Source organism: Streptomyces sp. NRRL S-1813 (assembly GCF_000719605.1).
Classification (GTDB): Bacteria; Actinomycetota; Actinomycetes; order Streptomycetales; family Streptomycetaceae; genus Streptomyces; species Streptomyces decoyicus.
This window is the reverse complement of record NZ_JOHB01000039.1, coordinates 40161-62370: the sequence shown is the minus strand read 5'-3', so window position 1 is coordinate 62370 and position 22210 is coordinate 40161. Positions and strand designations below refer to the sequence as shown.

Sequence of the window (22210 nt, the reverse complement as noted above, 5' to 3'; positions counted from 1 at the left end):
AGGACCCGCGTCACGCCGCAACATCACCCTCGGGCAAGCTCCCGAAAACCGGACGAAGCGAACCCCTGAGCATTGTCAACAACGCTCGTGGGCAATACAGCTAGCCGACCGGCTCGGGGGGGGGAGTGCCGGCAAACGACCGGCAGCCGACACCCACCCCCGTGATCACGAACCAGCCGGTGGGCGGTGTCGACTACTCGCGTCGACAATCAACGTCAGAGATAGGCATACGGGGCCGCGGCAGCCGGCGTCCGGTCCGGGCGGCGCCCCATCTCGTAGCGGGCGTTGAACCGCCGCAGCCGGCCCGCCGGGACCCGTTCCTTGATCAGCGCGGAGCCGGCCGGAAAGAGCAGGGCGCTGACGACGGCCGGCCCCAGATTGGCGCCGCAGATCCCGGGTTCCGGGGCACCGCCGCAGACCAGCCACAGCGGGCAGCCCGAGGGCAGGCAACGCACCGGTGGCATCACAGCCGATCCACCGGGCCCGCCGGTCGAAGCGGCCGGCCAGCCGTCCGAAGAAGGGCGGCGGCAGCGCCTGCGGACCGGCGACGGCGAGGAAGAGCCGGCCGACGGCCATCATGGTCCGCTGCTCCCGGATCGACGGGCCGCAGCATCGGCTCCGGACCGGTGGCGGCACCACCACCGGTCCGGAGCCTGCCGTTCATCGTGGCCGGGCGAACCAGGAAGGCCTGCGTACCGGTCCGGTGCGCTGGCCCGGCACCGTGGCAGTGGTGTCCGGGCCCCGTCCGGTGGTGGTGGCCGTGGCGTCCGGGCCCCGTCCGGTGGTGGCCGGGGTGTCCGTGGGGGCGTCGCCCTCCTCGGGCCACTCCGAGGGCTCCAGCCGCAGCAGATCCGCGAGCCGGCTGGACCACTCGCCGCGCGTCTGCCCCAGCGCCAGCTCACCCAGGCGCAGCAGCTGGATGTCGGAGGTGCCGGCCGGCGCGAAGATGTGGTGGGCGTCGCGCAGGAAGCGCTCCACCGGCCGGTCGGTGAACAGGCCGCACGCGGCATGGATGTCCATCGCGTCGCGCGCCGACTCCAGCGCCGACTCCACATTGACCAGTTTGGCGTTCATCAGCTCCGCATCGCACGGCAGCCCCTGGTCCAGCAGATGCACCGCGTGATACGCGGACAGCCGGGCCAGCAGCAGCCGTGACTGGATGCGGCCGAGCTTGAGCTTGATGTTGCTCAGGTCCGCCAGCGGCTTGCCGTAGCGCTGCCGCTCGGCGCAGAACGCCGTGGTCTCGTCCAGCACCGCCTGATGGATGCCCAGCGATACGGCGGTCAGATTCGGCCGCCCGTACAGCACGCTGGAGGAGTATGCGACCGACAGCCCGTCGCCCTCCCGGCCCAGCAGATTCGCCGCCGGGACCCGGCAGTTGTCGAAGAACAGCTCGCCGAAGCTGAAGCCGTGCAGTCCCATCGTGGGCTGTTGTGGGCCGACCCGGAAGCCGGGGGTGTCGGACTCGACGAGAAACGCCGACAGGCCCTTGGAGCCCTCGCCGGTGCGGACCACCACGCCGTGCAGATCGCCGACATGGCTGTTGCCGACATAGATCTTCCGGCCGTTGAGGAGGTAGTCGTCGCCGTCGCGGACCGCGGTGGAGGTCATGCCCAGCACATGGCCGCCGGACTGCGGTTCGGTGACCGCGATGGTCGGCAGGCAGTCGCCGGAGGCCATGGCGGGCAGCCAGGTCTTCTTCTGCTCCTCGCTGCCGAAGTGCACGATCTTCGCCACGCCCAGCTGCGAGGCCTGCACCATGGCGCCCATCGCGGCGCTGACCCGTGAGAGCTCCTCGATGATCAGGGTCTTGGCGACATGGCCGGCGCCCATCCCGCCGTACGCGCGATGCACGGTCGCGCCTATCCACCCCTGCCGGGCGATCAGGCGCGACAGGTCGTGGCAAACGGAACGGTTCGCCTCCATCTCCGCCACCCGGGGGCGGACCTCGCTTTCGGCGAAGTCCCGCACCCGGTGCCGGAGTGCCTCATGCCGTTGGTCCGTGAAGTAGCGATGCAAGACGAGCCCCTCCTTCGCGATCTTCCACGCGTTGGTCGCACCTCGCCTCGGGACGGCACCGGCGGTGCCGTCCGCAGCGAACGTTCCGGAAAGTGATCTTTCGCTTACCCGGTGCAATACTCCGTTGGCATACCTACTGCGGGGCGCATAAAACATCAACTGGGTGCATTTAAGTGAAGAGTTGAAGCGCGGAGCATCTGCGCACCACCCCCGGTTCGGCGATGCCTGTGGCGCGGCTCCGAAGGTCCCGGAACCGCGCCACCCCACGCCTCCCACCCCGCCCCGGCGGGGTGCCGCGCGTCAGTGCGAGAGGTCGCAGCAGGACTCACGGCGCTGCTGCCGACCCACCTCCAGCCAGTCGGTTCCGGCCGCCCGCAGCGAGCGGGTGGCGGGCGCCGGGAAGGAGCCAGTCAGCTCCCGCTGCTCGAAGAGGCGTCCGCCGCGCAGCACCGCCGAGGTCCGCACCAGCGAGTCGAAGTCCTCGAACGGATCTCCGTCCACCAGCGTCATATCGCCGAGCTTGCCGACCTCCAGCGTCCCCAGGTCCCGTTCCGCACCGAACACCCGGGCGGGCAGCGCGGTCGCGGTGCGCAGCGTCCGGCTCACACTGAGGCCGCCGCGGTGCAGCGGCCGATCCTGTCACGCCGCGCGCGGGGGAGCGGGGCATCTGCTCCACGCGCGTCCCATGGCGCACCGCCGCCCCACACGAAAGAGTGGGCGCCGACGACTCGTCAGCCACCGCCCCGGCAGTCAGGAGACGACGCATGCAGGCCATGCAGCAGGACTTCCACCAGGCCCCGGACGGCGCCCGTATCGCCACCTACACCTGGCTCCCGGAGTCCGGTCACCCGCGCGCCCTCGTCCAGATCGCCCACGGTGCCGCGGAACACGGCCGGCGCTACGACCGCTTCGCGCGGTTCCTGGCCGGCCACGGCTACGCCGTCCTCGCCTCCGACCACCGTGGCCACGGCGCCACCGCCGCCGCCACCGGCGGCCGCGGCGTGGTCGGCGAGGACGCCTGGCGGGCGATCGTCAGCGACCTCAAGGGCATCGGCAACCATGCGGCCGCCGCCCACCCCGGCGTCCCGCTGGTGCTGCTCGGCCACAGCATGGGCGCGATGCTGGCTCGCGACTACGCCCAGGAGTACGGCGCCGACCTCGCCGGACTGCTCCTCACCGGCGTCTTCCGCACCCTGCCCGGTCTGGACATCGACGGTGCCGTCGCCGAACTGGACCAGGAGATCGCCGAGCAGGGCCGCAGCGCGCTCTCCGCGTTCATCCCACGCAATTTCCGCTCCTTCAACGACGCCTTCACCCACCGCACCGGCTATGAATGGCTCTCCCGCGACGCCGCGGAGGTGGACGCCTACGTCGCCGACGAGGACTGCGGCTTCCCCTTCTGCGCCGGTCTCGCCGCCGACTGGGTGGGCGCCATCCGCAAGATCAACGACCCGGTCAACCTCGCCCGCATCCCGCGGGGGCTGCCCGTCCACCTCGCCGTCGGCGACCAGGACCCCTGCCACCAGCGGATGACCCTGGTCCACGAACTGCTGGAGGACTTCCGCTACCTGGGCACCCGCGATCTGACCTGGCGGGCCTACCCGGACGCCCGCCACGAGATCCTCAACGAGACCAACCGCGACGAGGTCCAGGACGACCTGCTGGCCTGGCTCGACAAGCACATCTGAGCTGCCGCCGCTCCGCGGGGAGCGCCACGCCCACCGTCAGGGCCGTGCCGCCACGAACCCGGCGATCCGCTCGCGCAGGCCGTGCGGGTCGAGGCCGTGCGCCGCCAGGTGCTCGTCGAGCTGCCCGTACCGGCGCAGCTCCTGGCGGCCGACGCCGAGCCCCAGCAGCCGGTGCGGCCGGTCCTCCAGCGCCTCGTTCGCGAAGCGCGTCGAGGTCCCCGCCAGATACGGCTCCACGAGCACCACGTCCGCGCTACCGGCAGCATCGGCCGCTGCCCGGAGCCCGGCGGCGTCGAAGGGCCGCACGGTCGTCGCGTAGAGCACCGTCACCTCCAGCCCCTCGGTCGCGGCGAGCACATGATCCAGCATCGGACCGACGGCGACGACGACCCCGCCGCGCCCTTCCCGAAGTGTCCGGAAACCGGTCCCGTTCACGGCCCGTGGCGCGTGGTTGGCCTGTGCGGACAGCCGGACGTACACCTTGTCGTCACCGGCCGACGCGGCGTGCCGCAGCAGCGTCTCGGCCTCGTCCGGGTGCCCGGGAACATGTACGGTCCAGCCGTCCAGCGTGTCCAGCAGCGCGACGTCGCCGGGTGCCATATGGGTGAAACCGCCGCTCGGCCAGTCGTAGGAGCCACCGGCGCTGACCAGCACCCCGCCCACGCCCTGGTGGCCGAAGTCCAGCTTCACCTGCTCGAAGGGGCGCTCCACGAGGAAGCTGGCGAAGGTGTGCAGGATCGGGCGGAGCCCGGTGAGCGCCAGCCCGCCGCCCACGCCGATCAGCAACTGCTCCCGGATACCGACATTCACCACCCGGTCCGGATGCCGTTGTGCCGCCTCGGCAAAGCCGGCCGTACCGATGTCGGCGAGTACGACCGCCAGCCGCGGGTCCTCCTCCAACAGCCGTGAGGTGACCGAGGCGAACCGCTCACGCATGGTGTCCATCACTGAAACCCTCTCGAAGTCCTGGTGGGTGGGGGAGCCGGGGCGGGCCGCTCAGTCGCCCTTGGGCTCGACACGGGCGATCACCGCGCGCGGGCGGCCCGGGTGCGGCGCGCTGAAGGCCTCGTGAAGGGCCTGGTGGTCGCGGCCGTCGACGCTGGCGGCGCACCAGCCTGCGGCCTCGAAGCGGGAGGCGATCCCGCCGTGCCAGCCGTGGGTGGCGGAGGAGTTGTCGACGACCAGGGTGTGCAGCCGGTCCAGCCCCGCGGCGCCCGCGTAGGCCAGCGCCTCGTGGTTGCTGCCCTCGTCCAGTTCGGCGTCGCCGATCAGCACCCATACGGCCGGCTCCGTCCGGCCCTGCGCCCGCAGCCCGAGGGCGGTGCCGACGGCCAGCGGCAGCCCGTGCCCGAGCGAACCGCTGCCGATCTCCGCGCCGGGCACCAGCAGCCGGTCGGGGTGATGCCCGAGCGGGGAGTCGAACGCGCCGAAGCCCGGCAGCCATGCGGTGGGGAAGAAGCCCTTGGCGGCCAGCACCGCGTAGTAGGCCATCGGGCCGTGCCCCTTGGAGAGCAGAAAGCGGTCCCGGCCGGGGTCCTGGGCGGTGCCGGGGGACACCCGCAGCACCCGGTCGTAGAGCACCCAGAGGGCGTCCAGCGTGGAGGTGGCCGCCGGGCCGTGCTTCTCATCGCCCGTCATCAGGCTCATCAGATGCGGCAGTTCATCGAACCCGATGCCGCCGGTGTGCGGCGTGCGCTCCGCCGGGACTCCCGCCGCAGGCCCTGCCGCCTTGCCCTTCGTCGGTTCCGTCGTCATGTGCGTCATACGACCGAGCCTGCAACCTCAAGCGCGCTTGAGGTCAAGCGTCGGGCCGCGGACCGGGAGATCCGCGGCCCGGGATGCCGAGATCAGACCTGCCCCGGCTTGAAGACGTCCTGCTCAATGAGGATCTTGTCGATCCGGGCCTTGTCCACCCGGTTCGTCACCTCCTCGACCTCCTGGCGGTCACGGATGCACTTGGCCAGCGTGAACGCCGAGGACACCACGAAGACCAGACCGATGGCGAGGAAACCGCGCTCCCAGGGCCCCACCGGCAGCTTGATGATCCCGATCACCAGCGCCGCCAGCGACAGCCCGAAGGAGATCGCGGCCTGCACGAAGAAGGCCGTGGTCGTCGGCCGCTGAATCGATGGAGTAGTCATGCGCGTAGCGTGGCGGCACGGTGACGGCGGTGCATGAGTACGGGTACTCATCTCTCCCGTCGGCCGTACGCGCGCCGACGCGGGAATATGGCAGCACCCACCCTCTGACATGCGGTATTGTTCTCGTGCGCGGTCAGCCGGGAATTCCCGGCCGAAACGGGCACCGGGACGTGGCGCAGCTTGGTAGCGCACTTGACTGGGGGTCAAGGGGTCGCAGGTTCAAATCCTGTCGTCCCGACGGTGTGAAGGGTCTTCGTGGGTGAATAGCCTGCGGAGGCCCTTTTTCGTTTTTCGCGTTCTGGCCGGCGTTCGTACGGGCCCCAGGCTCGGGCGCTTCCGGCCGGCGGCCCACAGGGAAGGTCTTGGCATGTCCATGCAACTCCGAAGGGGTTCGGTGGGGACAGGCGCGCGGCACGATCTGCATGAACCTCGATGACGCGTCTGCCGGCCGTTGGAGCAGCAGCCCGTTCGACTGCGGAGCGAGGCAGGCCAGCGGGCGACGTGGGTGGAGCTGGAGCCGCGTCCAGCGGTTCGGGTGAAGCGTCCTGCACTCACTCGTGCAAGCGATCGTCTCGACGTCCATAGTCTGGAGCCCCACACGCTGAGACACCCTGCTCCAGCAGGGCACTTGATACTCTCGAGGTTCGCCCGGAACCCCTGGGCGGTGTCTTTCCGGGGGAATTGATGAAGCCGCGTCTGGTCTTCGTGCACGGCATCGGCGGTCCGCGGGACGCCGCTGCCGAATTGGACGCGTGGCTGCGTGCGCTGGCCGAGGGCGCCCGGGCCGCCGGCCATGCCGGCCGGGTACTGGATCTGGTGCAGGGCTGGGCGGCCGACAGCCGCTTCGCGTACTACGGCGATCTCTTCGGCGGCGCTCCGGCGCAGGGGGCGCCCGCGCTGCCGCCCGGAGCGGACGAGGACACGCGACTGGTGGGCGAGTGGCTCCTCGAAGCGCTCGACGAGCGGTTGGACGAGCCGGATTCGGACGATGAGGTGTGCCTGCTGCGTCATGCCCGTGCCCAGCTCGCCCCGGAGGGGCAGTCTCAGGGTCTCGGAGGCGGTGGCCGCCACGTCCTCAACGCGGTCAACACGCTTCTGTCCCTGCCCGGGGTGCGGACCTTGGGTGGCTGGGCCAGCGCCGAGCTGATGGTCGGCCATCTACGCCAGGTGGCCCGCTATCTACGCCGCGCGGAGCATGACGAAGAAGGCCTGACGCTCGACGCCCGGATCCGACGGCGCGTAGAGCAGGAGCTCGACCCCGACGGGCCCACGATCGTCGTTTGCCACTCACTCGGCACTGTCGTCTCCGTGGAGACCCTGCATACTTTCCAGGGCCGTATACCGCTGCTGGTCACGCTCGGTTCGCCGATGGGCATGCGTACGGCGGTGCAACCGAAGATGCGTCCGCAACCGCTCCAGGTACCCGGCTCGGTGGACCGCTGGCTCAACTTCTGGGACCGGGACGACTTCATCGCCGGGCGGCCGAGGCTGGAGAAGTTCGTGCGTCCCAGCGACCGCTCCGTGCTTCCAGTCAGCGCACGGGTCGACTCGGATGGTGTGTGGGTGCACCCCGCCGCCAAATATCTCGCGCAGCCGGCTGTCGCCGGTCCAGTGGTCGAGGCGATCGAGGCAGCAACGGGCGGATGACCGTGCCGACTCCTCCCCGCCATTGTCTGGTCATCGCTCCCCAATGCGCCGAACTCGGTCTGCTCGAGGGGCTGGAGGGCCTGGCACACTCCTTGTACGGATTGCTCACCGACCACTGGACAGGAGCCTGTGCCGGCGCCCCCGCTGCCGGGTCCGCGGTGCTCAGCGGATCTTCCGTCTGCCAGGCGCAGATCGAGGCCGCGATCCGCGACGCCGCGCGGCGGGCGGGGGAAGCGGGAGCGGTCCTGGTGCTGGCGCTGCTGGGGCATGGCATCACACCGGGCCAGAACCCGACGCTCTATCTGATGGCGGGTGACTCGCGGGCCGATGTGATCGCGACTGCGGTGAACGTCGGCCGGCTGTTGACCGAGGTTCTGGAGACGCCGGGTCTTCCCGGCGTGCTCGCGCTCGTCGACACCTGCCGTGCCGGTGGCGCCACCCCGGACCTCAAAGCAGTGGACGCCGGAGTGCAACAGGGCGCGACGCGGCTGTCCTTGCTGATGTCTGTCGGGGCCAGGCAGGACGCGCACGGGCTGGCGTTCACGCGCGGCCTCGTGCAGGTGCTCACGCAGGGTGTCAGCGGGGCAGGAGAGTTCCTGCGGCCCTCGTCGGTCCTCGATGCGGTGAGGACCGCCGCCCCGGGACAGGACGCCCGACTCGTGGAGTATGACGGCGCGTTGTTCGGCGAGCGCCTGTGGCTGGCGCGCAACGCGTTGCGTCACGACCGGTGCGGGTCGGTGCTCGGGCCGACGGGGACCGAAGAGCTGGACCGGGCGCTGCAACCGCTGGGCGGTGCGGAGCTGCTGACCGGGTCCGTCACCGGCCCGGACGTACTGGAGCGGCTGCGCGGCACTCTGCGTGCTACCTCTTCCGCCTGCCCCTCGGAGCAATCGTGGGCCCTGCGCGTCCTGGACGGTCTGCTGGACTGCCTGCGGACGATCGAATTGCTCATGTCCTGGCCCGGCCGGCCACTGACATCCGAACGTCTCCGGCGCGCGACGGCCGTGGGGAGCGGCCGGTCCGGCACACCGCTGCCCGACACTGCCGGCACCGAGCTGTTGCGGGACGCAGTGGAATACCTGCGAATGCGTGCCCCACGGGTCGGGGAGACGGGCACAACTCCCTTGGCAAGGTTTGTCGCGGCGCTGGCTGCCGAGGACCAGCTTGCCCGGGACGATGCGCGGCTCACCGCCTGGGCGCACTCCGTCCGCGCGGCCGTCGAACTCAGCGACGCTTTCGACGCACAGCGACAGCAGCACACCAGATCGAGGCTGCGCCTGGTCGTCAGCCTGCACTCTGCCGTCGCCGACGACTGGCCCGAGACACTGGAGACGTGGCTGCTGGACCGCGGAGAGGTTCATGCGCACCAGTCGTTCGACTGCTCCCCGGACCAGGCCGGAGTCGAACAGCGACTGGCCGGAGCGCTGAGGTGGGCGTCCCGGCGGGCCAAGGAGGTGGGCGCCCCGCTGCAACGGGTCGAGATCGCGGCCTCCGCCGCATTGCTGCTGCGGTGGCGGCCGGAGGAAATTGATTTTGGGGAGCGGCTGGGAGTCGCACATGACGTCGTACTGCGCTGGAGCGAGCGTCTGTGCCCGCCGGACCACTTGTGGTGGATCAACGATCGTGCTCGGGAGAGGCTCGAGGCGATGAGCGAAGGCGGCACCGGCGCGCCTGTGGACTGGCTCGGCGAGCCCGAGACCGTTCGGACCCAGGAGCTCAGTGAGCGGCTGCGGCACGGTGCGTACCAGCGGGCGGTCGCTCTCGGGCACCGGCCGCCGCGGTTCGAACAGGTGATGGAGGTACTGCTGGCGCATGCCCCGATCGTCCTGTGGCCGGGCGGCGACCGCGGTGTGCCGGACAGGTACCGCAACAGCCTGGACCGGTTCTGGCATTTGCTGCCCACCGAGTTCAGTGAGGCCTACCGGCGCAGCTGGGGACCGAAGCCACCGGCACAGGCCGATGGCCGGGAGCATCTGGCGGAGCTGAGATCGGTATGGCACGACCCGGAATGGCTCGACTTCTGCGACTGGTTCGAGCAGTGCGCAATGGATGGGGAGAACTTCGCATGACCTGGCAGCCCTACTACCGAGGGGACGGTGTTCCTCGTGATGTCGATCTCGGAAAACCACCGCCGTGGCGCAGTTTCCCCCGTCAGACCCTGCACAAGGAATTCGAGCCGCCGCCGGGTCTGATCAAGGCGGTCAACGCCGCGCTGGCGCTGCGTCGGCCGCTGCTGGTGACCGGCTCGGCGGGCTCTGGAAAGTCCACGGTGATCGAGCAGGTTGCGGCCGAGTTGAAACTGGGTGACGTGCTTCGCTGGCACATCACCTCCCGCAGTACGCTGACCGAGGCGCTGTACCGGTACGACGCCCTGGGCCGCATCCATGCGCAGCGGCTGGACGGGCCCACGGGGGGCGACGACATCGCGCCGTTCCTGCAGATGGGACCGCTGGGGACGGCGCTGCTGCCGACGGAGCGTCCCCGTGCGTTGCTGATCGACGAGATCGACAAGAGCGATCTGGATCTGCCGAGCGACTTGCTCGATGTGTTGGAACGTGGCGAGTTCGAGATTCCCGAACTCGCCCGGTACAAGAGCGAGACCGTCCACGTGCGCCAATGGAGCGGCGACGAGCGACGTCCGGTGACCCGCGGTCGGGTGCAGTGCGACGTGTTCCCGTTCATCGTGATGACCAGCAATGGTGAACGGGACTTTCCGGCCGCCTTTCTGCGGCGTTGCATCCGCTACACGATGCCGAAGCCGACGATCGACGCGCTGCGCCGGATCGTCGACTCGCATCTGCGGACTGCCAACGATGGCTCCGGCGAGATCGATGCGTTGATTGCTGGTTTCGTTGACCGGATCTCGGCAGGGGAGAGCCTGGCGATCGACCAGCTGCTCAACGCCGTTCATCTGCTGACCGGCGGCGGAGCCCCTGCCGGAGAGGACGAGCGGGAGGTCATGGACCTCGTGCTGCGCGAGCTGTCCCGTGCCTGAGGAGCTGCTGGAGCGAGCGGTGGCCGCCCTGAAGGCCGCGGTCCCGGAGATGGATGGCACCGCGTTGGCAGAGGCGCTGTGGCTCGCCTCGAGGATGGCGAGCGACGACCGGACCGGTGAGGCGTCCGAATCACTGCTCGTGCCACCGGAGCCGCCGGCCACACCTGAGCCTGCTCCCCAGCCTGCGGCGGAGACCGCGTCGCCGCCTGCTGAGACCAGGGCGGAGACCGGCACGCGTGCGCTGCACGAGCGCCTGGCGGGGGGAGCCTCGCGGATTCGGGGTGATGCGGTGGCTGTGCCCCGGGCCGCGGGTCTTCCGCTGTCTCTGGAGGTGACCCGAGCACTGCGGCCGTGGAAGCGACCGTGGCGTCAGGGCCGCCGACATGCGCTGGACATCGAAGCCACCGTGGAAGGCTATGCGCGCAGCGGAGAGCTCATCCCTGCGTTCACCGCGGCCCCGGAGCGGTGGTTCGATCTGGTGCTCATCGTGGACCGTTCCCCCGCGATGCAGGTGTGGCAGGAGACCATTGCCGACTTCACGGCTGTACTGGATCGGCTGGGGGCGTTCCGTACGCTTCAGGTGCGCGATCTCACTGTGGACCGCGGCCTGGAACTGCGGGATCCGCAGGGCAGGCTGACGGGGCCCGGAGAGTTGCGGGCGCCGGGTGGTCGTCGTCTGGTAGTCGTCGTGTCCGATTGTGCCGCTCCGGGGTGGCGCGGGCCTGCGGTCTGGCGGCAGCTACGGGAGTGGTCCGTGACGACGCCGGTCGCGCTGCTGAATCCGCTGCCGACGAAGCTCTGGCGCAGGACCGGCCTGGATCTGCCGACGGTACGGGTTTTTCCCCGTTCGCCCGGCTCGGGGAACTCGAATCTGACGTTCGACACACCGCCGTTGCTGCCGGTTGATCGGGAAAGCGTGGGTGGCGAGTGGTATCCGATTCCCGTGCTGTCGCTGTCCCCCCACTCTCTGGACCGCTGGTCACGCGCGGTGATGCGGGCGGCGCCGGAAGGGTGTGGCGCTGTGCTGGTTCCGCCGAGCGGGCGGACCAGTGGCCGGTTGCGGCGGCCTTCCCGTTCCTCGGGAGCCGACGCACGCGTCGAGGCCTTCCTCAGGACGGCCACGCCCGCTGCTGCGCGACTCGCTGTGCTGTGCTCGGCCTTCGACCGGCTCGGCATGCGCCTGTTGCGTCTCATCCGCCAGGAGCTGGTGCCGGAAGCCACGACAGCCGATGTCGCCGAACTCCTCACCAGCGGACTCTTCTCGCTCGGTACCGACGCGGGAGGCACGGTCGAGCTGGACTTGGCCGAGGCCGTACAGCGTCGGCTGCGGCACGAACTGGCGGAGCACGAGCTGTGGCGGATCAACAGAGCGATCAGCCGCCATGTGTCCTCGCGGGGGGACAGAGGGGGGCAGCTGCCCTCGGTGGCGTATGCCCCGGAGAGCACGGCCGAGCTGCTGGCGGAGCGTCAGGCGTTCGGGCAGGCGTCCCGCAGGACGCTGGAATTGCTGGGGCTGGCTGCGGACGAGGCCTCGACGCTTCAGCCGGCTGAGGCAGGGAGGGGCGTTCCCGCGCAACTCCCCGCGGCTGTTCCTCTCTTGGTGGGGCGCGAACGGTCGCACAGGGAACTGGTGCGGTTCCTCACGTCGCCGGGCTCACCCGTGGTGTCGGTGGCGGCACGTGGCGGGCAAGCAGGGGCAGGGAAAACCACGTTGGCGGTGCATACCGCCCACGCGCTGGCGGAGCACTTTCCGGACGGCCGGCTCTTCGTGGATCTGCGGGGGGCCAGTGCCCGGCCGCTTGCACCATCGTCCGTGCTGGCAGGCTTCCTGCGGGCGCTGGGCGTTCCGCCGGAATCCATTCCGGCGAGCGGGGGCGAGCGGTCGGAGCTCTACCGTGCCACCGTCGCCGGCCGACGTTTGCTGATTCTTTTGGACAACGCCCACGACGCACACCAAGTCGGTCCGTTGTTGCCAGATTCTGATGGCTGTGCGGTGCTCATCACCAGCAGGAGTGCACTGACGCGCGTCCAGACCCATGCGCTGCAATTGGGCCCGCTGGATGACGCCGACGGGGTGGAACTGCTGCGGTACGTGGCAGGGAGAGCGGGGAGCCTCCTCGCGCCCGACGAGGCTCTGGAGCTGGTCCGAGGCTGTGACGGATGGCCGCTCCCCATTGCCCTGATCGCCAAGTGGATCGCTCTGGGAGACACGCCTCCGGGGAACCGGATAGCGCTGCGATTGCGAGGCAAGGACCCGGAGATCTCGGCGTTGGACACCGTCCTCCAACTCTGTTTCAGCCGTTTGGAGCCCGGCCTCCACTCGGACCTGCTCCGTCTCGCCCAGCCCGATGCCGGATACCTCACCATCCAGGAGATCACGGCGCTCCTGGGCACCAGCGCCGACGCGGCCGTCGGATCGGTGGAGGTGCTGGTCAGGCGTGGTCTGCTGGAGCACCCGGATGTGGGTCGGAGCCACTTTGGATTTCATGACGCGGTGCGTTGCTTCGCACGTGTGCAGGCCACGGCACAAGTGCGGTCGGACGCCATGGCACGGCTCCTCGACCACTACAGCAGGGCCGCCGTGAGTGCCTATGCTGCTGCCCGCCCGGGTGACCGGCTCGCCCAGCGGCTGGGGCTGAGCGCATCCGAGTCCGTCGGACCGCCCGGCACGGACATGGAAGGGCTCCTGGAGCAGTCCCCGAATCTGCTGTTCGAGCTGGCGTCAGAGCACGGGCATGCTTGGGACAACATCACCCGGGCCGGCGTGCTTCTGCTTCTCAGGGACCTTGCCGGATCTCCTCAGCACGCGTCGCAGTACCGCGAAGCGACCCGAGCCGTCATCGAGTCGGCCACCGCGGCATACGCGACATTGAGCCTGGCCCGCGCCCGCGTGGCTCTCGCCCACAGTCACTTCGCCGCCGGGCTTTTGGACGAGGCAGAGCGGGAGTTGGAAGACGCGCCGTATGACGTGTTGCCGGACCACGCGACCCTGGGCCTCGTCGAGCAGCTGCGGGGGGACCTCGCCCAGCAACGAGGTGCAGCGGATTCCGCGATGGAGCACTTCTCACGGGCTCGCTCCATTGCCCGGGAAGAATCAGACCTCTTCGCGGAGGCTTCGGCGCTCCACAGCCTCGCGCTGCTTCAACTGGAGGCCCGGTCAGTCAACGATGCGATCGGCACGGCCGAGCGCGCCCTCGTGATGTGCCAAGAACTGGGCGCGTCATCGATGGCCGCCCACCTGCACCACCTGATCGGCAAGGCGTGGCACGACCTCGGGGACCACCAGCGGGCAGCCGAGAGCCGCGAGAATTCCCTGCGGTTGTCCCAAGCTACCGGCAGCCGGGGCCGGCAGGGCTTGACTCTGCCGCGGAGGGCAGAGAGCACGCGGGCTGCGAGCAGCGCCGTGCAGCCACGCGACGCTGCCCGGGAAGGTCGTGACCTGACCGACGCGAACGGTCCAACAGGTCGCCGTCAGCCCGTACTTGGCCATGCCATTGCTGCATTGAGCCAGGGGGGCGGTACCCCCCGGGAACAGTTCGTGCTGCTGGACGAGCAGCGAGTGGCGTACGAGTCGGTGCGCGACGCGGTCCGTCAGGCGCGACGCGCGGATGGCAAGGAAGTGGTCGTGGTCACCGGTGGCCCGGGGTCAGGGAAGAGCGTGATCGCGCTCTCCTTGCTCGGTGACCTCTATCGGCAGGGAATCCCGGTGCTGCATGCGACCGGGTCCCGTGCTGTGACCACGACGATGCGCACGGTGGCCGGCGCCCACAAACGGGAAGTCCGAAACCTCTTCAGGTACTTCAACAGCTTCGCGTCCGCCGAGAGCAACGGCCTGGATGTACTCATCTGCGACGAGGCGCATGGGATCCGCGAGAGTTCCGTAACTCGCTTTACCCCGGCTTCGCAGCGGACCGGCAAGCGGCAGATCGACGAGCTGATCGACGCAGCAAGGGTCCCGGTCTTCCTGCTCGATGAGCACCAACTCGTCCGGCCGGGCGAGGTAGGGACAGTCGAGAACATCAGGGCGGCTGCGGCGGCCAAGGGGCTGAAGTCGCGGATGGTGTCGCTGGATGGCCAGTTCCGCTGCGGCAGCAGCGAGGCATACCTGCGGTGGGTGGCACGGCTGCTCGGGCTGGAGGGCGACGGGCCCGTGGAGTGGGAGCCGGACGGCAAGATGCAGCTGGCCGTGGCGGATTCGCCGTGGGAGCTGGAGGCGTACCTGGAGGGTTGCCGTGCTCAGGGATACGCAGCCCGGATGACCGCCGGGTTCTGCTGGAGGTGGACAACAACGATCGAGTCCGGGGATTTGCTCCCGCTCGACGTGCGGATCGGCGAGTGGGCGCGCCCCTGGAATGTCTCCGGGGACCGTAGGGTGGCCGGTGCTCCGCCGGGAGCGCTGTGGGCGACCGACCCGGCGGGCTTCGGCCAGGTGGGCACTGTGTATGCGGCACAGGGTTTCGAGTATGACTGGGGCGGCGTGATCATCGGTCCTGATCTGGTGTGGCGTGGCGAAAAGTGGGTCACGGACCGTAGGGCTTCGAAGGACCCGGTGTTCACCAGGGTCACGGCGGACGCGGAAGTGGACCGGTTCATTCGGAACAGGTACAAGGTGCTGTTGACGCGCGGCATGGTCGGCACAGTCGTCTACTCGACGGATGCCGAGACGCGCGCGAAACTGCATGAGTTGGCGGGCGGGGCCGGGACGCCGCGGCCTGCGCAAGAGGCCCACCACAGGTGATCGCCTTCTCTGATGTCCTGGCCCCTGATTCGTCTTTGGATGCTCGGGCACCCCGGCCTCTTGCCTCCCCACGTGCCGGCACGGCCGCTCAGAACTGCTGTTGTGCGGCGCCGGGCGGGAGATGGCAGGGCAGGTTCACCCGCAGCACCATGTGCTGTGCGGAGTCGACCGCGGTCTCCGCGGAGACCGCGTATGCCGTGCGGTCGTTCGTCATGTCCAGCAGAACCGCCGGCTTGGCCACGAGAGGGTTGGTGCCGTCCGGGGGCCACTTGATCGACCCCGTCGTTGTAGTACGGGCCGCGGTCGGGTGTCTTTCCGAGCTGCTGTCCGGGAATTCGGGCGCTGTCGTTGTCGTCGGCGAGAGGGTCGGCGGCGTGCGCGGCGGTCGCAGCTCCGAGGGCTTGACGTTCATGGGTTCCGGCACCGTCGGCTCAACTCCCTGTGATCTACGGGCAGATGATGCGCAGCGTAGGCAGGGAGGGCGGAGCGTGGCCTTGGATTTGCGGCATCGTTGCGGGGGGGGGGACGGCGGCGGTGGTTTCCAGCTCCGTGTGCGTCGATCGATGAGGTGTGCGGGCGGGCAGGGCGACGGGGTCGAAATCCCCGTGGAGTGAGGGTTGTTCGGCCCCGAGGTGGAGAGGGGGCGCCGTGCCCGGGGTGCGCCGCCACGGCTATGGGAAGTGGCGGCCGGGCCTGTTCGGCTCAAGGGTTTGAGGTGGGTGCAATGGCGTGTTGGGGGGCGGGGGCGGGGGCCGTCTTGGTTTCGGGCATCTCGGGTTCGTGCAGGGTGCGGACCAGCAGCCATCCCAGGGCGGGGAAGACGATGAGCGGGGTGAGCGCGGTCTGGAGGGAGGTGGCGTCGGCGGCGGCGCCGATGAGGGGGCTGGCGAGGCCGCCGACGCTGACGGTCAGGCCCAGGGTGACGCCGCCGGCGGTGCCGACGTGGCGGGGCAGATAGTCCTGGCCGAGGGTGACATGCAAGGGGAAGGGCACGTACAGGCCGGCCGAGGTCAGGGCGATGAACAGGTACAGGAGCGGGCCGGGGACCAGGATCGTGCCGGCGACGGCGGGAAGGGTCAGGGCGTAGGACCAGCGCACCACCGCGATCCGGCCGTAGCGGGTGGCGAGCCGTCCTCCGGCGACGGTGCCGACCGCGCCGCCCAGGTAGAGCACGAACAGGGCCGCGGTGCCCGCGACGTCGCCGCCTCCGGTGCGCTGGCGGGCGTACAGGGAGATGAAGGCGCTCAGCCCGACGAAGACGATCGAGCGGCACACGATGGCTCCGGACATCGTGAGGAAGGCCCGCCAGTCGTCCTTGCCCGCCCGGCGGGCCGCGGCCGACGCGGTGGCTGCGGCCGTGCCGGTGCCGTTGACGGTCCGCAGCGCGGCCGCACACAGGGCGGCGCCGGCCAGGGCCGGGACGACCAGCAGCGGGGAGGCGCGCAGCCCGCCGGTGGCGATGACGGCGGAGACCATCAGGGGGGCGGCCGCGAAGCCGATGTTGCCGCCGAGGGAGAACAGGCCCATCGCGTTGTGGCTGCCGCGGCTCGCGATCCGGGCGATCCGGGCGGCCTCGGGGTGGTAGGCGGCCACCCCGATCCCGGAGACGGCGACGACGGCCAGGGTCAGCGCATAGGAACCGCTGAGGCCGCTGAGTGCGACGCCGACGCCTCCCGCCAGGGTGCTCACCGGCAGCAGCCAGGGCATGGACCACTTGTCGGTCAGCGCGCCGAACAGCGGCTGTGCCACCGAGGAGAGCAGGGACGCGGCGAGCACGATGCCGGAGGCCGCGGCGTAGGAATAGGCCCGCTCGGCGAGGAAGAAGGGCACGAGGGCGGCCACGGCGCCCTGATAGATGTCCACGCAGGCGTGCCCCAGGGACAGCAGCCTGAGGGATTTTCCGGTGGACGGAGCTGGGGGCTGGTTGGTCGACACCTCTCGATCGTCAACGCCGCCCAGGTGTCTCGCTTCCGATAAGGTGCCAAGGTGTGCCGAATATCCGCCACACCCCTGCCGCGCCGACCCACACGCTGGCCCTGGCGGCCGGCGAACGCATCGAGGCCCACCGTCATGACAACCACCAGATCGTCTATGCGGGCTCCGGTGTCCTGGCCGTCACCACCGATGCCGGAACATGGTTCGCCCCCGGTACCCGCGCCATCTGGGTCCCTGCCGGAACCGTCCACGCCCACCGTGCCTACGGCCACCTCGACCTGCACACCCTCGGGCTGCCCGTCGGCGACAACCCGCTGCGGCTGGACGCGCCCACCGTCCTGGCCGTCAGTTCCCTCCTGCGTGAGCTGATCCTCGCCTACACCCGCGACCCCGCCGACAACAGCCCCGAACGCCACCGCCTGAGCGCGGTCCTCCTCGACCAGCTCCGTGCCTCGCCTCAGCAGCCCGTGCAGCTGCCCGCGCCCACCGATCCGCGTCTGGCCGCCGCCTGCGCCCTCCTGCACGACAACCCCGCCGCCCCCCGCACCCTCGCCGAGCTCGGCGCCCACACACATACCGGGGAGCGCACCCTCAGCCGCCTCTTCCGCTCCGAACTCGGGATGACCTTCCCCCAGTGGCGCACCCAACTGCGCCTCTATCACGCCCTGAAGATGCTGGCCGACGGCGCTCCCGTCACCGCTGGCGCCCACCGCTGCGGCTGGTCCTCCACCAGCGCCTTCATCGACGTCTTCCGCCGTGCCTACGGATACACCCCGGGCGCCCACAACCGCCGCGGGTAGCGGGGCGGGTGGCGGCGGGGGCGGCCCTGACGCCGCTCCTCGCGGAACGGCGTGCCATGTCCTCGTCGCGCCCCCAGGAGCTGCCCGGGGAGAGCGTGCACGCCCCGGCGGACCCCGGCACTCAACTCCCGGTTAAGCCGGGCGATCCCTACTGTCTGTAAGTGGACTGGTGCACCGTGTTCCCTCCGTGACAGGATGAGGCCGCCGATTCAGGTGCCTTAACTGTTCGTTGGGGTCGATCGATGGGGGGACGGTGGGCATGGGCGTGGGGGGCGACGGCGGGTCCGACGGGACGGGCAGCACGCTCGCGGAGCGGCTCAACCATCTCTTCGCGAACATGCATCCGCCCGGGGCGCCGTACACCAACGCCTTGGTGGCCGAGGAGATCAGCGCCGGGGACGAGGAGTACGGCGGGGTCAAGGTCACCGAGCAGTATCTGTCGATGCTGCGCAACGGACGGCGTACGAATCCCAGCCCGGAACTGCTGCGCGCGCTGGCCAAGTTCTTTGCCGTACCGGGCGGTTATCTGCTGGGGGATCTCTCGCAGCCGCAGGCCGAGCGGGTGGAGGAAGAGGTCCGCTTCCTCGCCGCCATGCGGGACCAGCGGGTGCGTGCCATCGCGCTGCGCTCCGTCGGGCTGCCGCCGGAGGTGCAGGACAGTCTGACGACGATCATCTCCCAGTTCCGGCAGCAGATGAATCTGCCGGCCGACCCGCCGGAGCCGGGCGGTGACCGGAGCGGTGAGTGACCTGATGCGGACCGCTGAGCGCGGCCAGATTTTCGCTTCCTGGCAGCGGGCCGGGCACGAGGACGGGACGAGCATGCGAGTGGGGCAGATACGCAGGCGGTGCAAGCGGCTCATCAAGGAGCTGGCGCTGCCCGCCGCAACCGATCTGCGCGGGATGTGCGACATCGTCGCCGCACGTGTGGCGCGGCCCGTCCATCTGGTGCCGATGAGCCTGGGCGGAGTGGTCTCGGGGATGACGGCCGTCACCGACGACGGCTACTGGGTCTTCTACGAGCTCAAGACCTCACCCTGGCACCAGGCCCACATCGTGCTGCACGAACTGAGTCATCTCCTGCTGGGCCACGGCCAGGACCCGGCGGTCACCGAGGACGCGCTGAAGCTGTGGACGCCCTCGGTCGATGTCGCCACGGCCATGCGGCGCATGGGTCTGACCATGGGATTTGCCCGGCACCACGGCTATGACAACCTCGCCGAGCGGGAGACCGAAGTGCTCGGCACGCTGCTGATGGAGCGGGTGGCGCCGTCCGCGGCCGAGCGTGAACTCCCCCTGGAGGGACAGGCGGCCGAGCTGGTGGCGGCGCTCGGGCCCGCGCTCCAGCACCTCCGGCGCCGGCAGGGGACGCCGTCCGGCGGCCACGGTTCCGACGGGATCGGTGCGGACGCCGTGGAGGACGGGGGCCCGCGTGTTTGATGTCATCTATCTGTCGTTCGGCGTCGCCGCCTGGGCGATCGTCGGGTACAAGTCCGTCGCCTGGTTCCGCGACCGCAGCAATGCGGACCTGGGGCTGGCCTGTGTGATGACCGGTGGCGTGGCCACGGTCTTCCTCTTCTCCGCGCCGAGCATCTACCGCGCCTTCGACCGGCTGACCGGCGTGGCCAACCTCGCCATGGTCTTCCTCTACTCCTCCGTCGTGGTGTTCGCCGCGGGGGCGCTGGTGTTGCTGTTGCGCTGGACGGCGGGCGAGAGCGCGGCCGCGCGGGCCCGTGCACGGACCAGGGCGCGCGTCGCCGTCGGGGGAGTGGCCGCGCTGTGGGCGGTGGCGATCACCGGGTTCGTGGTCGGCAGGCCGGATGCCGTCGAGCACCCCCGCGACTTCAGCACCGCCTACACCGACTCGCCCGGAGTCATGCTCTTCCTGGTGCTGTATTTGGCCATTTTCGGCATGAGTTCGGCGGCCCTGGGGACGCTGTGCCCGCGGCTCGCCGCCCGGCTCGGCACGACGTATCTGGCGCGCGGTCTGCGGTTGCTGGCCGCGGGCTGCTGGCTCGGCCTGGGCTACTGCGCCTGCAAGGTCATCGGCTTCGTCCTGTCCTGGACGGGCCACCCGGCGCTGTGGCTCTCCAACGGCGTGGCGCCGATGAGCGCCTCGGTCGCGGCGCTCATGGTCCTCGCCGGCTTCGCGCTGCCGGCGGCCGGCCCCCGGGTCGCCGCCTGGCGCCGGCTGCGCCGTCTCTCGCCGCTCTGGCGGACCGTCACCGCCCGCTCCCCGGAGGTCACGATGGAGGCCTCGGCATGGGCCGTACGGTGGCCGTTCGCCGATCTGGAGTGGCGGGCCAACCGGCAGATGGCCGAGATCCGGGACGTCCAGCGCGGTATCCGCCGCCATGTCGAGTCCGACGCCGTCGACATCGCCCGTGAGCGGGCCCGTGCGGTCGCCCTCGACGACCGGCAGCTGGCGGCCGTCGCGGAGGCCGCCGCGCTCCGTCGCGGCCTGGAAAACCGTGCGGTGGGCCATGTTCCTGCCCACGGGGCCGACAGTGTGGTGGTCTCCAGCGGCACCGCACCGGCCGAACTCGCCGCGGAGTACGAACACTTGGCGCTGGTGGCGGACGTCTACCACTCGCCGTTGATCGAGACCGTGCTCACCGAGCTGCGCCAGCGCAGCTCGATGGCGCGCGGCTGAGGCACCACCACAAAGACGGGGTGGCCCGGCACGGGGGTCCGGGCCGCCCGACCTGAAAGGCGGCACCGGTCCCGGGGGACCGGTGCCGCTGTCGTCAGACGGCCTGTGCCGGACGGGACTTGGCCGGGGCCGCGGGAGGCGCCCCCTAAAGTCGGGATCATGCAGAACACCGCCGATACCGGCTCCGACGCCCCCATCGACGTGACGCCTCTCCTCGACGACCCGTACGCCGCCTGCGCCGCGCTGCGCGAGGCCGGTCCGGTGCACCGGATCACCGGCGCCGACGGGCACCCCGCCTGGCTCGTCACCCGCTACGACGACGTCCGTCGCGCCCTCGCCGACCCGCGGCTCTCCCTGGACAAGAAACATGCCGCGCCCGGCGGCTACCGCGGCTTCGCGCTGCCGCCCGCGCTGGACGCCAATCTGCTGAACATGGACCCACCGGACCACACACGGATCCGCCGCCTGGTGGTCAAGGCCTTCACCCCGGGCCGGGTCGAGGCGCTGCGGGCGCCCGTACGGAAGACCGCCGACGAGCTGCTGGACGCGATGGCGGAGCGCGGCCGTGCGGATCTGATGACTGCGTACGCGGGTCCGCTGCCGATCACCGTGATCTGCGATCTGCTCGGCATCCCGCACAGCGACCGCCGCGACTTCCTGGCCTGGTCGAACGCGCTCATCACCCCGGATCCGAGCCGGCCGGAGCTGATGAAGGAGGCGATCGGGGCGATGCTGGAGTTCTACACCGGCCTGATCGCGGCCAAGCGTGCGGAGCCGGGCGACGATCTGCTCTCGGACCTGATCGCGGTACGCGACGACCAGGGGGGTGGTGCGGGCGACGGGGCGGGCGGCGAGCGGCTCACCGAGGACGAACTGACCTCGCTCGCCTTCCTCCTCCTCTTCGGCGGATACGAGAACACCGTCCACCTCATCGGCAACGCCGTGCTCGGTCTGCTCGACCGTCCCGACCAGCTCCGCCAGGTGCAGCAGAATCCGGCCGAACTGCCGGCGGCCGTGGAGGAGTTCCTCCGCTTCGACGGCCCGTCCCCGGTGTCGATCCGTCGCTTCCCCAAGGAGGACCTGGAGATCGGCGGCGTACGGATCGCGGCCGGGGAGAGCGTGCTGCTGTCGATAGCGTCCGCGAACCGCGATCCGGCGCGCTTCTCCGATCCGGACACTTTCGACCGCGCCAGGGACCTCTCAGGGCACCTGGCGCTGGGCCACGGCATCCACTACTGCCTCGGCGCCTCGCTGGCCCGTATGGAGGCCGTCATCGCGCTCGACGCGCTCCTCGGCCGCTTCCCGGGGCTGCGACTGGACGTCCCGCGTGGTGATTTGCGGCACCGCAGGACGCTGCGGTCACGTGGCCTGATTTCGCTCCCCGTCGCTTGGTAAGCGGCGAACGAACAAGTTTTTGAGGCATAACCGTTCGCTCATGCGGTAGAAAGGTTCCTGAGACCCGCCCGGTGTGCATCCCCCGTCGCACCGGGCGGGTCCTTCTTTGCACCCGTTGCAGTTGCGACACGCCGGGTGTGCGGCACCCGGCGTGGTCCGTCTGGCTCAACTGCGCTGCGGGTTGCCGCGCCGCTTCTTAG

16 protein-coding genes, 1 tRNA gene and 3 pseudogenes are annotated in these 22210 nt (G+C 70.3%); 12 read left to right on the top strand and 8 right to left on the bottom strand.

Annotated features, from left to right (window positions below; all coding sequences use genetic code 11):
* Positions 1–215: 215 nt before the first annotated feature.
* From IF67_RS0134150 to IF67_RS0134140, 3 genes and pseudogenes are all read right to left on the bottom strand, one after another.
* The gene (locus IF67_RS0134150) at positions 216–464 is read right to left on the bottom strand and encodes a hypothetical protein (protein WP_030992339.1); all 249 of its coding nucleotides are present in this window, start codon (positions 462–464) and stop codon (positions 216–218) included.
* Between the two features lie 196 nt (positions 465–660).
* Entirely contained in the window at positions 661–2019 is a 1359-nt protein-coding gene (locus IF67_RS0134145; protein WP_037840202.1) for an acyl-CoA dehydrogenase family protein, read from the bottom strand.
* A gap of 300 nt (positions 2020–2319) precedes the next feature.
* Positions 2320–2652: pseudogene (locus tag IF67_RS0134140) on the bottom strand (amidohydrolase family protein); the annotation flags it as partial.
* A gap of 131 nt (positions 2653–2783) precedes the next feature.
* Between IF67_RS0134140 and IF67_RS0134135 the strand changes: the two are divergent.
* Positions 2784–3707: an alpha/beta fold hydrolase gene (locus tag IF67_RS0134135; RefSeq protein WP_030992333.1), complete on the top strand. Its 924-nt coding sequence runs from the start codon at positions 2784–2786 to the stop codon at positions 3705–3707.
* A gap of 36 nt (positions 3708–3743) precedes the next feature.
* Here the strand turns inward: IF67_RS0134135 and IF67_RS0134130 are convergent, their stop codons facing one another.
* The 3 genes from IF67_RS0134130 to IF67_RS0134120 all read right to left on the bottom strand — a co-directional run bounded on the left by IF67_RS0134130 (position 3744) and on the right by IF67_RS0134120 (position 5848).
* Positions 3744–4652: a transketolase family protein gene (locus IF67_RS0134130; protein WP_030992331.1), complete on the bottom strand. Its 909-nt coding sequence runs from the start codon at positions 4650–4652 to the stop codon at positions 3744–3746.
* A 51-nt stretch (positions 4653–4703) separates the two neighbouring features.
* Positions 4704–5471 (bottom strand): transketolase, encoded by a 768-nt coding sequence (locus tag IF67_RS0134125; protein WP_030992329.1) that lies wholly within the window; start codon positions 5469–5471, stop codon positions 4704–4706.
* Between the two features lie 83 nt (positions 5472–5554).
* Complete coding sequence (locus IF67_RS0134120) at positions 5555–5848, bottom strand: YiaA/YiaB family inner membrane protein (protein ID WP_030078864.1); 294 nt, start codon at positions 5846–5848, stop codon at positions 5555–5557.
* Between the two features lie 164 nt (positions 5849–6012).
* On the opposite strand from IF67_RS0134120, the gene IF67_RS0134115 reads away from it, so the two are divergent.
* The 6 genes and pseudogenes from IF67_RS0134115 to IF67_RS45395 form a co-directional block, all read left to right on the top strand.
* Positions 6013–6086, top strand: a tRNA-Pro gene (locus tag IF67_RS0134115).
* A 446-nt stretch (positions 6087–6532) separates the two neighbouring features.
* The gene (locus IF67_RS0134110; RefSeq protein ID WP_030992327.1) at positions 6533–7495 is read left to right on the top strand and encodes a glycosyltransferase; all 963 of its coding nucleotides are present in this window, start codon (positions 6533–6535) and stop codon (positions 7493–7495) included.
* Entirely contained in the window at positions 7492–9564 is a 2073-nt protein-coding gene (locus IF67_RS0134105; RefSeq protein ID WP_030992325.1) for a hypothetical protein, read from the top strand. Before IF67_RS0134110 ends, IF67_RS0134105 begins: the two co-directional genes overlap by 4 nt.
* Positions 9561–10490 carry an AAA family ATPase gene (locus IF67_RS0134100; protein ID WP_030992324.1) on the top strand — a complete coding sequence of 310 codons (930 nt, stop codon included), beginning with the start codon at positions 9561–9563 and terminating at the stop codon, positions 10488–10490. The genes IF67_RS0134105 and IF67_RS0134100 overlap by 4 nt, the downstream gene beginning before the upstream one ends.
* A gap of 49 nt (positions 10491–10539) precedes the next feature.
* Positions 10540–12678: pseudogene (locus IF67_RS45865) on the top strand (SAV_2336 N-terminal domain-related protein); the annotation flags it as partial.
* A gap of 1338 nt (positions 12679–14016) precedes the next feature.
* Positions 14017–15228: pseudogene (locus IF67_RS45395) on the top strand (DUF2075 domain-containing protein); the annotation flags it as partial.
* A gap of 88 nt (positions 15229–15316) precedes the next feature.
* Here IF67_RS45395 and IF67_RS44030 read toward each other — a convergent pair.
* Both IF67_RS44030 and IF67_RS0134085 read right to left on the bottom strand, forming a co-directional pair.
* Positions 15317–15640, bottom strand: coding sequence for a hypothetical protein (locus IF67_RS44030; protein WP_158713208.1), 324 nt, complete (start codon positions 15638–15640; stop codon positions 15317–15319).
* Positions 15641–15930: 290 nt separating this feature from the next.
* Positions 15931–17163 (bottom strand): MFS transporter, encoded by a 1233-nt coding sequence (locus tag IF67_RS0134085; RefSeq protein WP_030992322.1) that lies wholly within the window; start codon positions 17161–17163, stop codon positions 15931–15933.
* A 53-nt stretch (positions 17164–17216) separates the two neighbouring features.
* Between IF67_RS0134085 and IF67_RS0134080 the strand changes: the two genes are divergently transcribed.
* From IF67_RS0134080 to IF67_RS0134060, 5 genes are all read left to right on the top strand, one after another.
* Positions 17217–17963 carry an AraC family transcriptional regulator gene (locus IF67_RS0134080; RefSeq protein ID WP_030992321.1) on the top strand — a complete coding sequence of 249 codons (747 nt, stop codon included), beginning with the start codon at positions 17217–17219 and terminating at the stop codon, positions 17961–17963.
* Positions 17964–18222: 259 nt separating this feature from the next.
* The gene (locus tag IF67_RS0134075) at positions 18223–18711 is read left to right on the top strand and encodes a helix-turn-helix domain-containing protein (protein WP_030992320.1); all 489 of its coding nucleotides are present in this window, start codon (positions 18223–18225) and stop codon (positions 18709–18711) included.
* 4 nt (positions 18712–18715) lie between these two features.
* The gene (locus IF67_RS0134070) at positions 18716–19402 is read left to right on the top strand and encodes a hypothetical protein (RefSeq protein ID WP_030992318.1); all 687 of its coding nucleotides are present in this window, start codon (positions 18716–18718) and stop codon (positions 19400–19402) included.
* Positions 19395–20615, top strand: coding sequence for an MAB_1171c family putative transporter (locus IF67_RS0134065; protein WP_030992316.1), 1221 nt, complete (start codon positions 19395–19397; stop codon positions 20613–20615). The genes IF67_RS0134070 and IF67_RS0134065 overlap by 8 nt, the downstream gene beginning before the upstream one ends.
* Positions 20616–20774: 159 nt before the next feature.
* A complete protein-coding gene (locus IF67_RS0134060) occupies positions 20775–22010 on the top strand; it encodes a cytochrome P450 family protein (protein ID WP_030992315.1) in 1236 nt (411 codons plus the stop codon).
* Positions 22011–22210 lie beyond the last annotated feature (200 nt).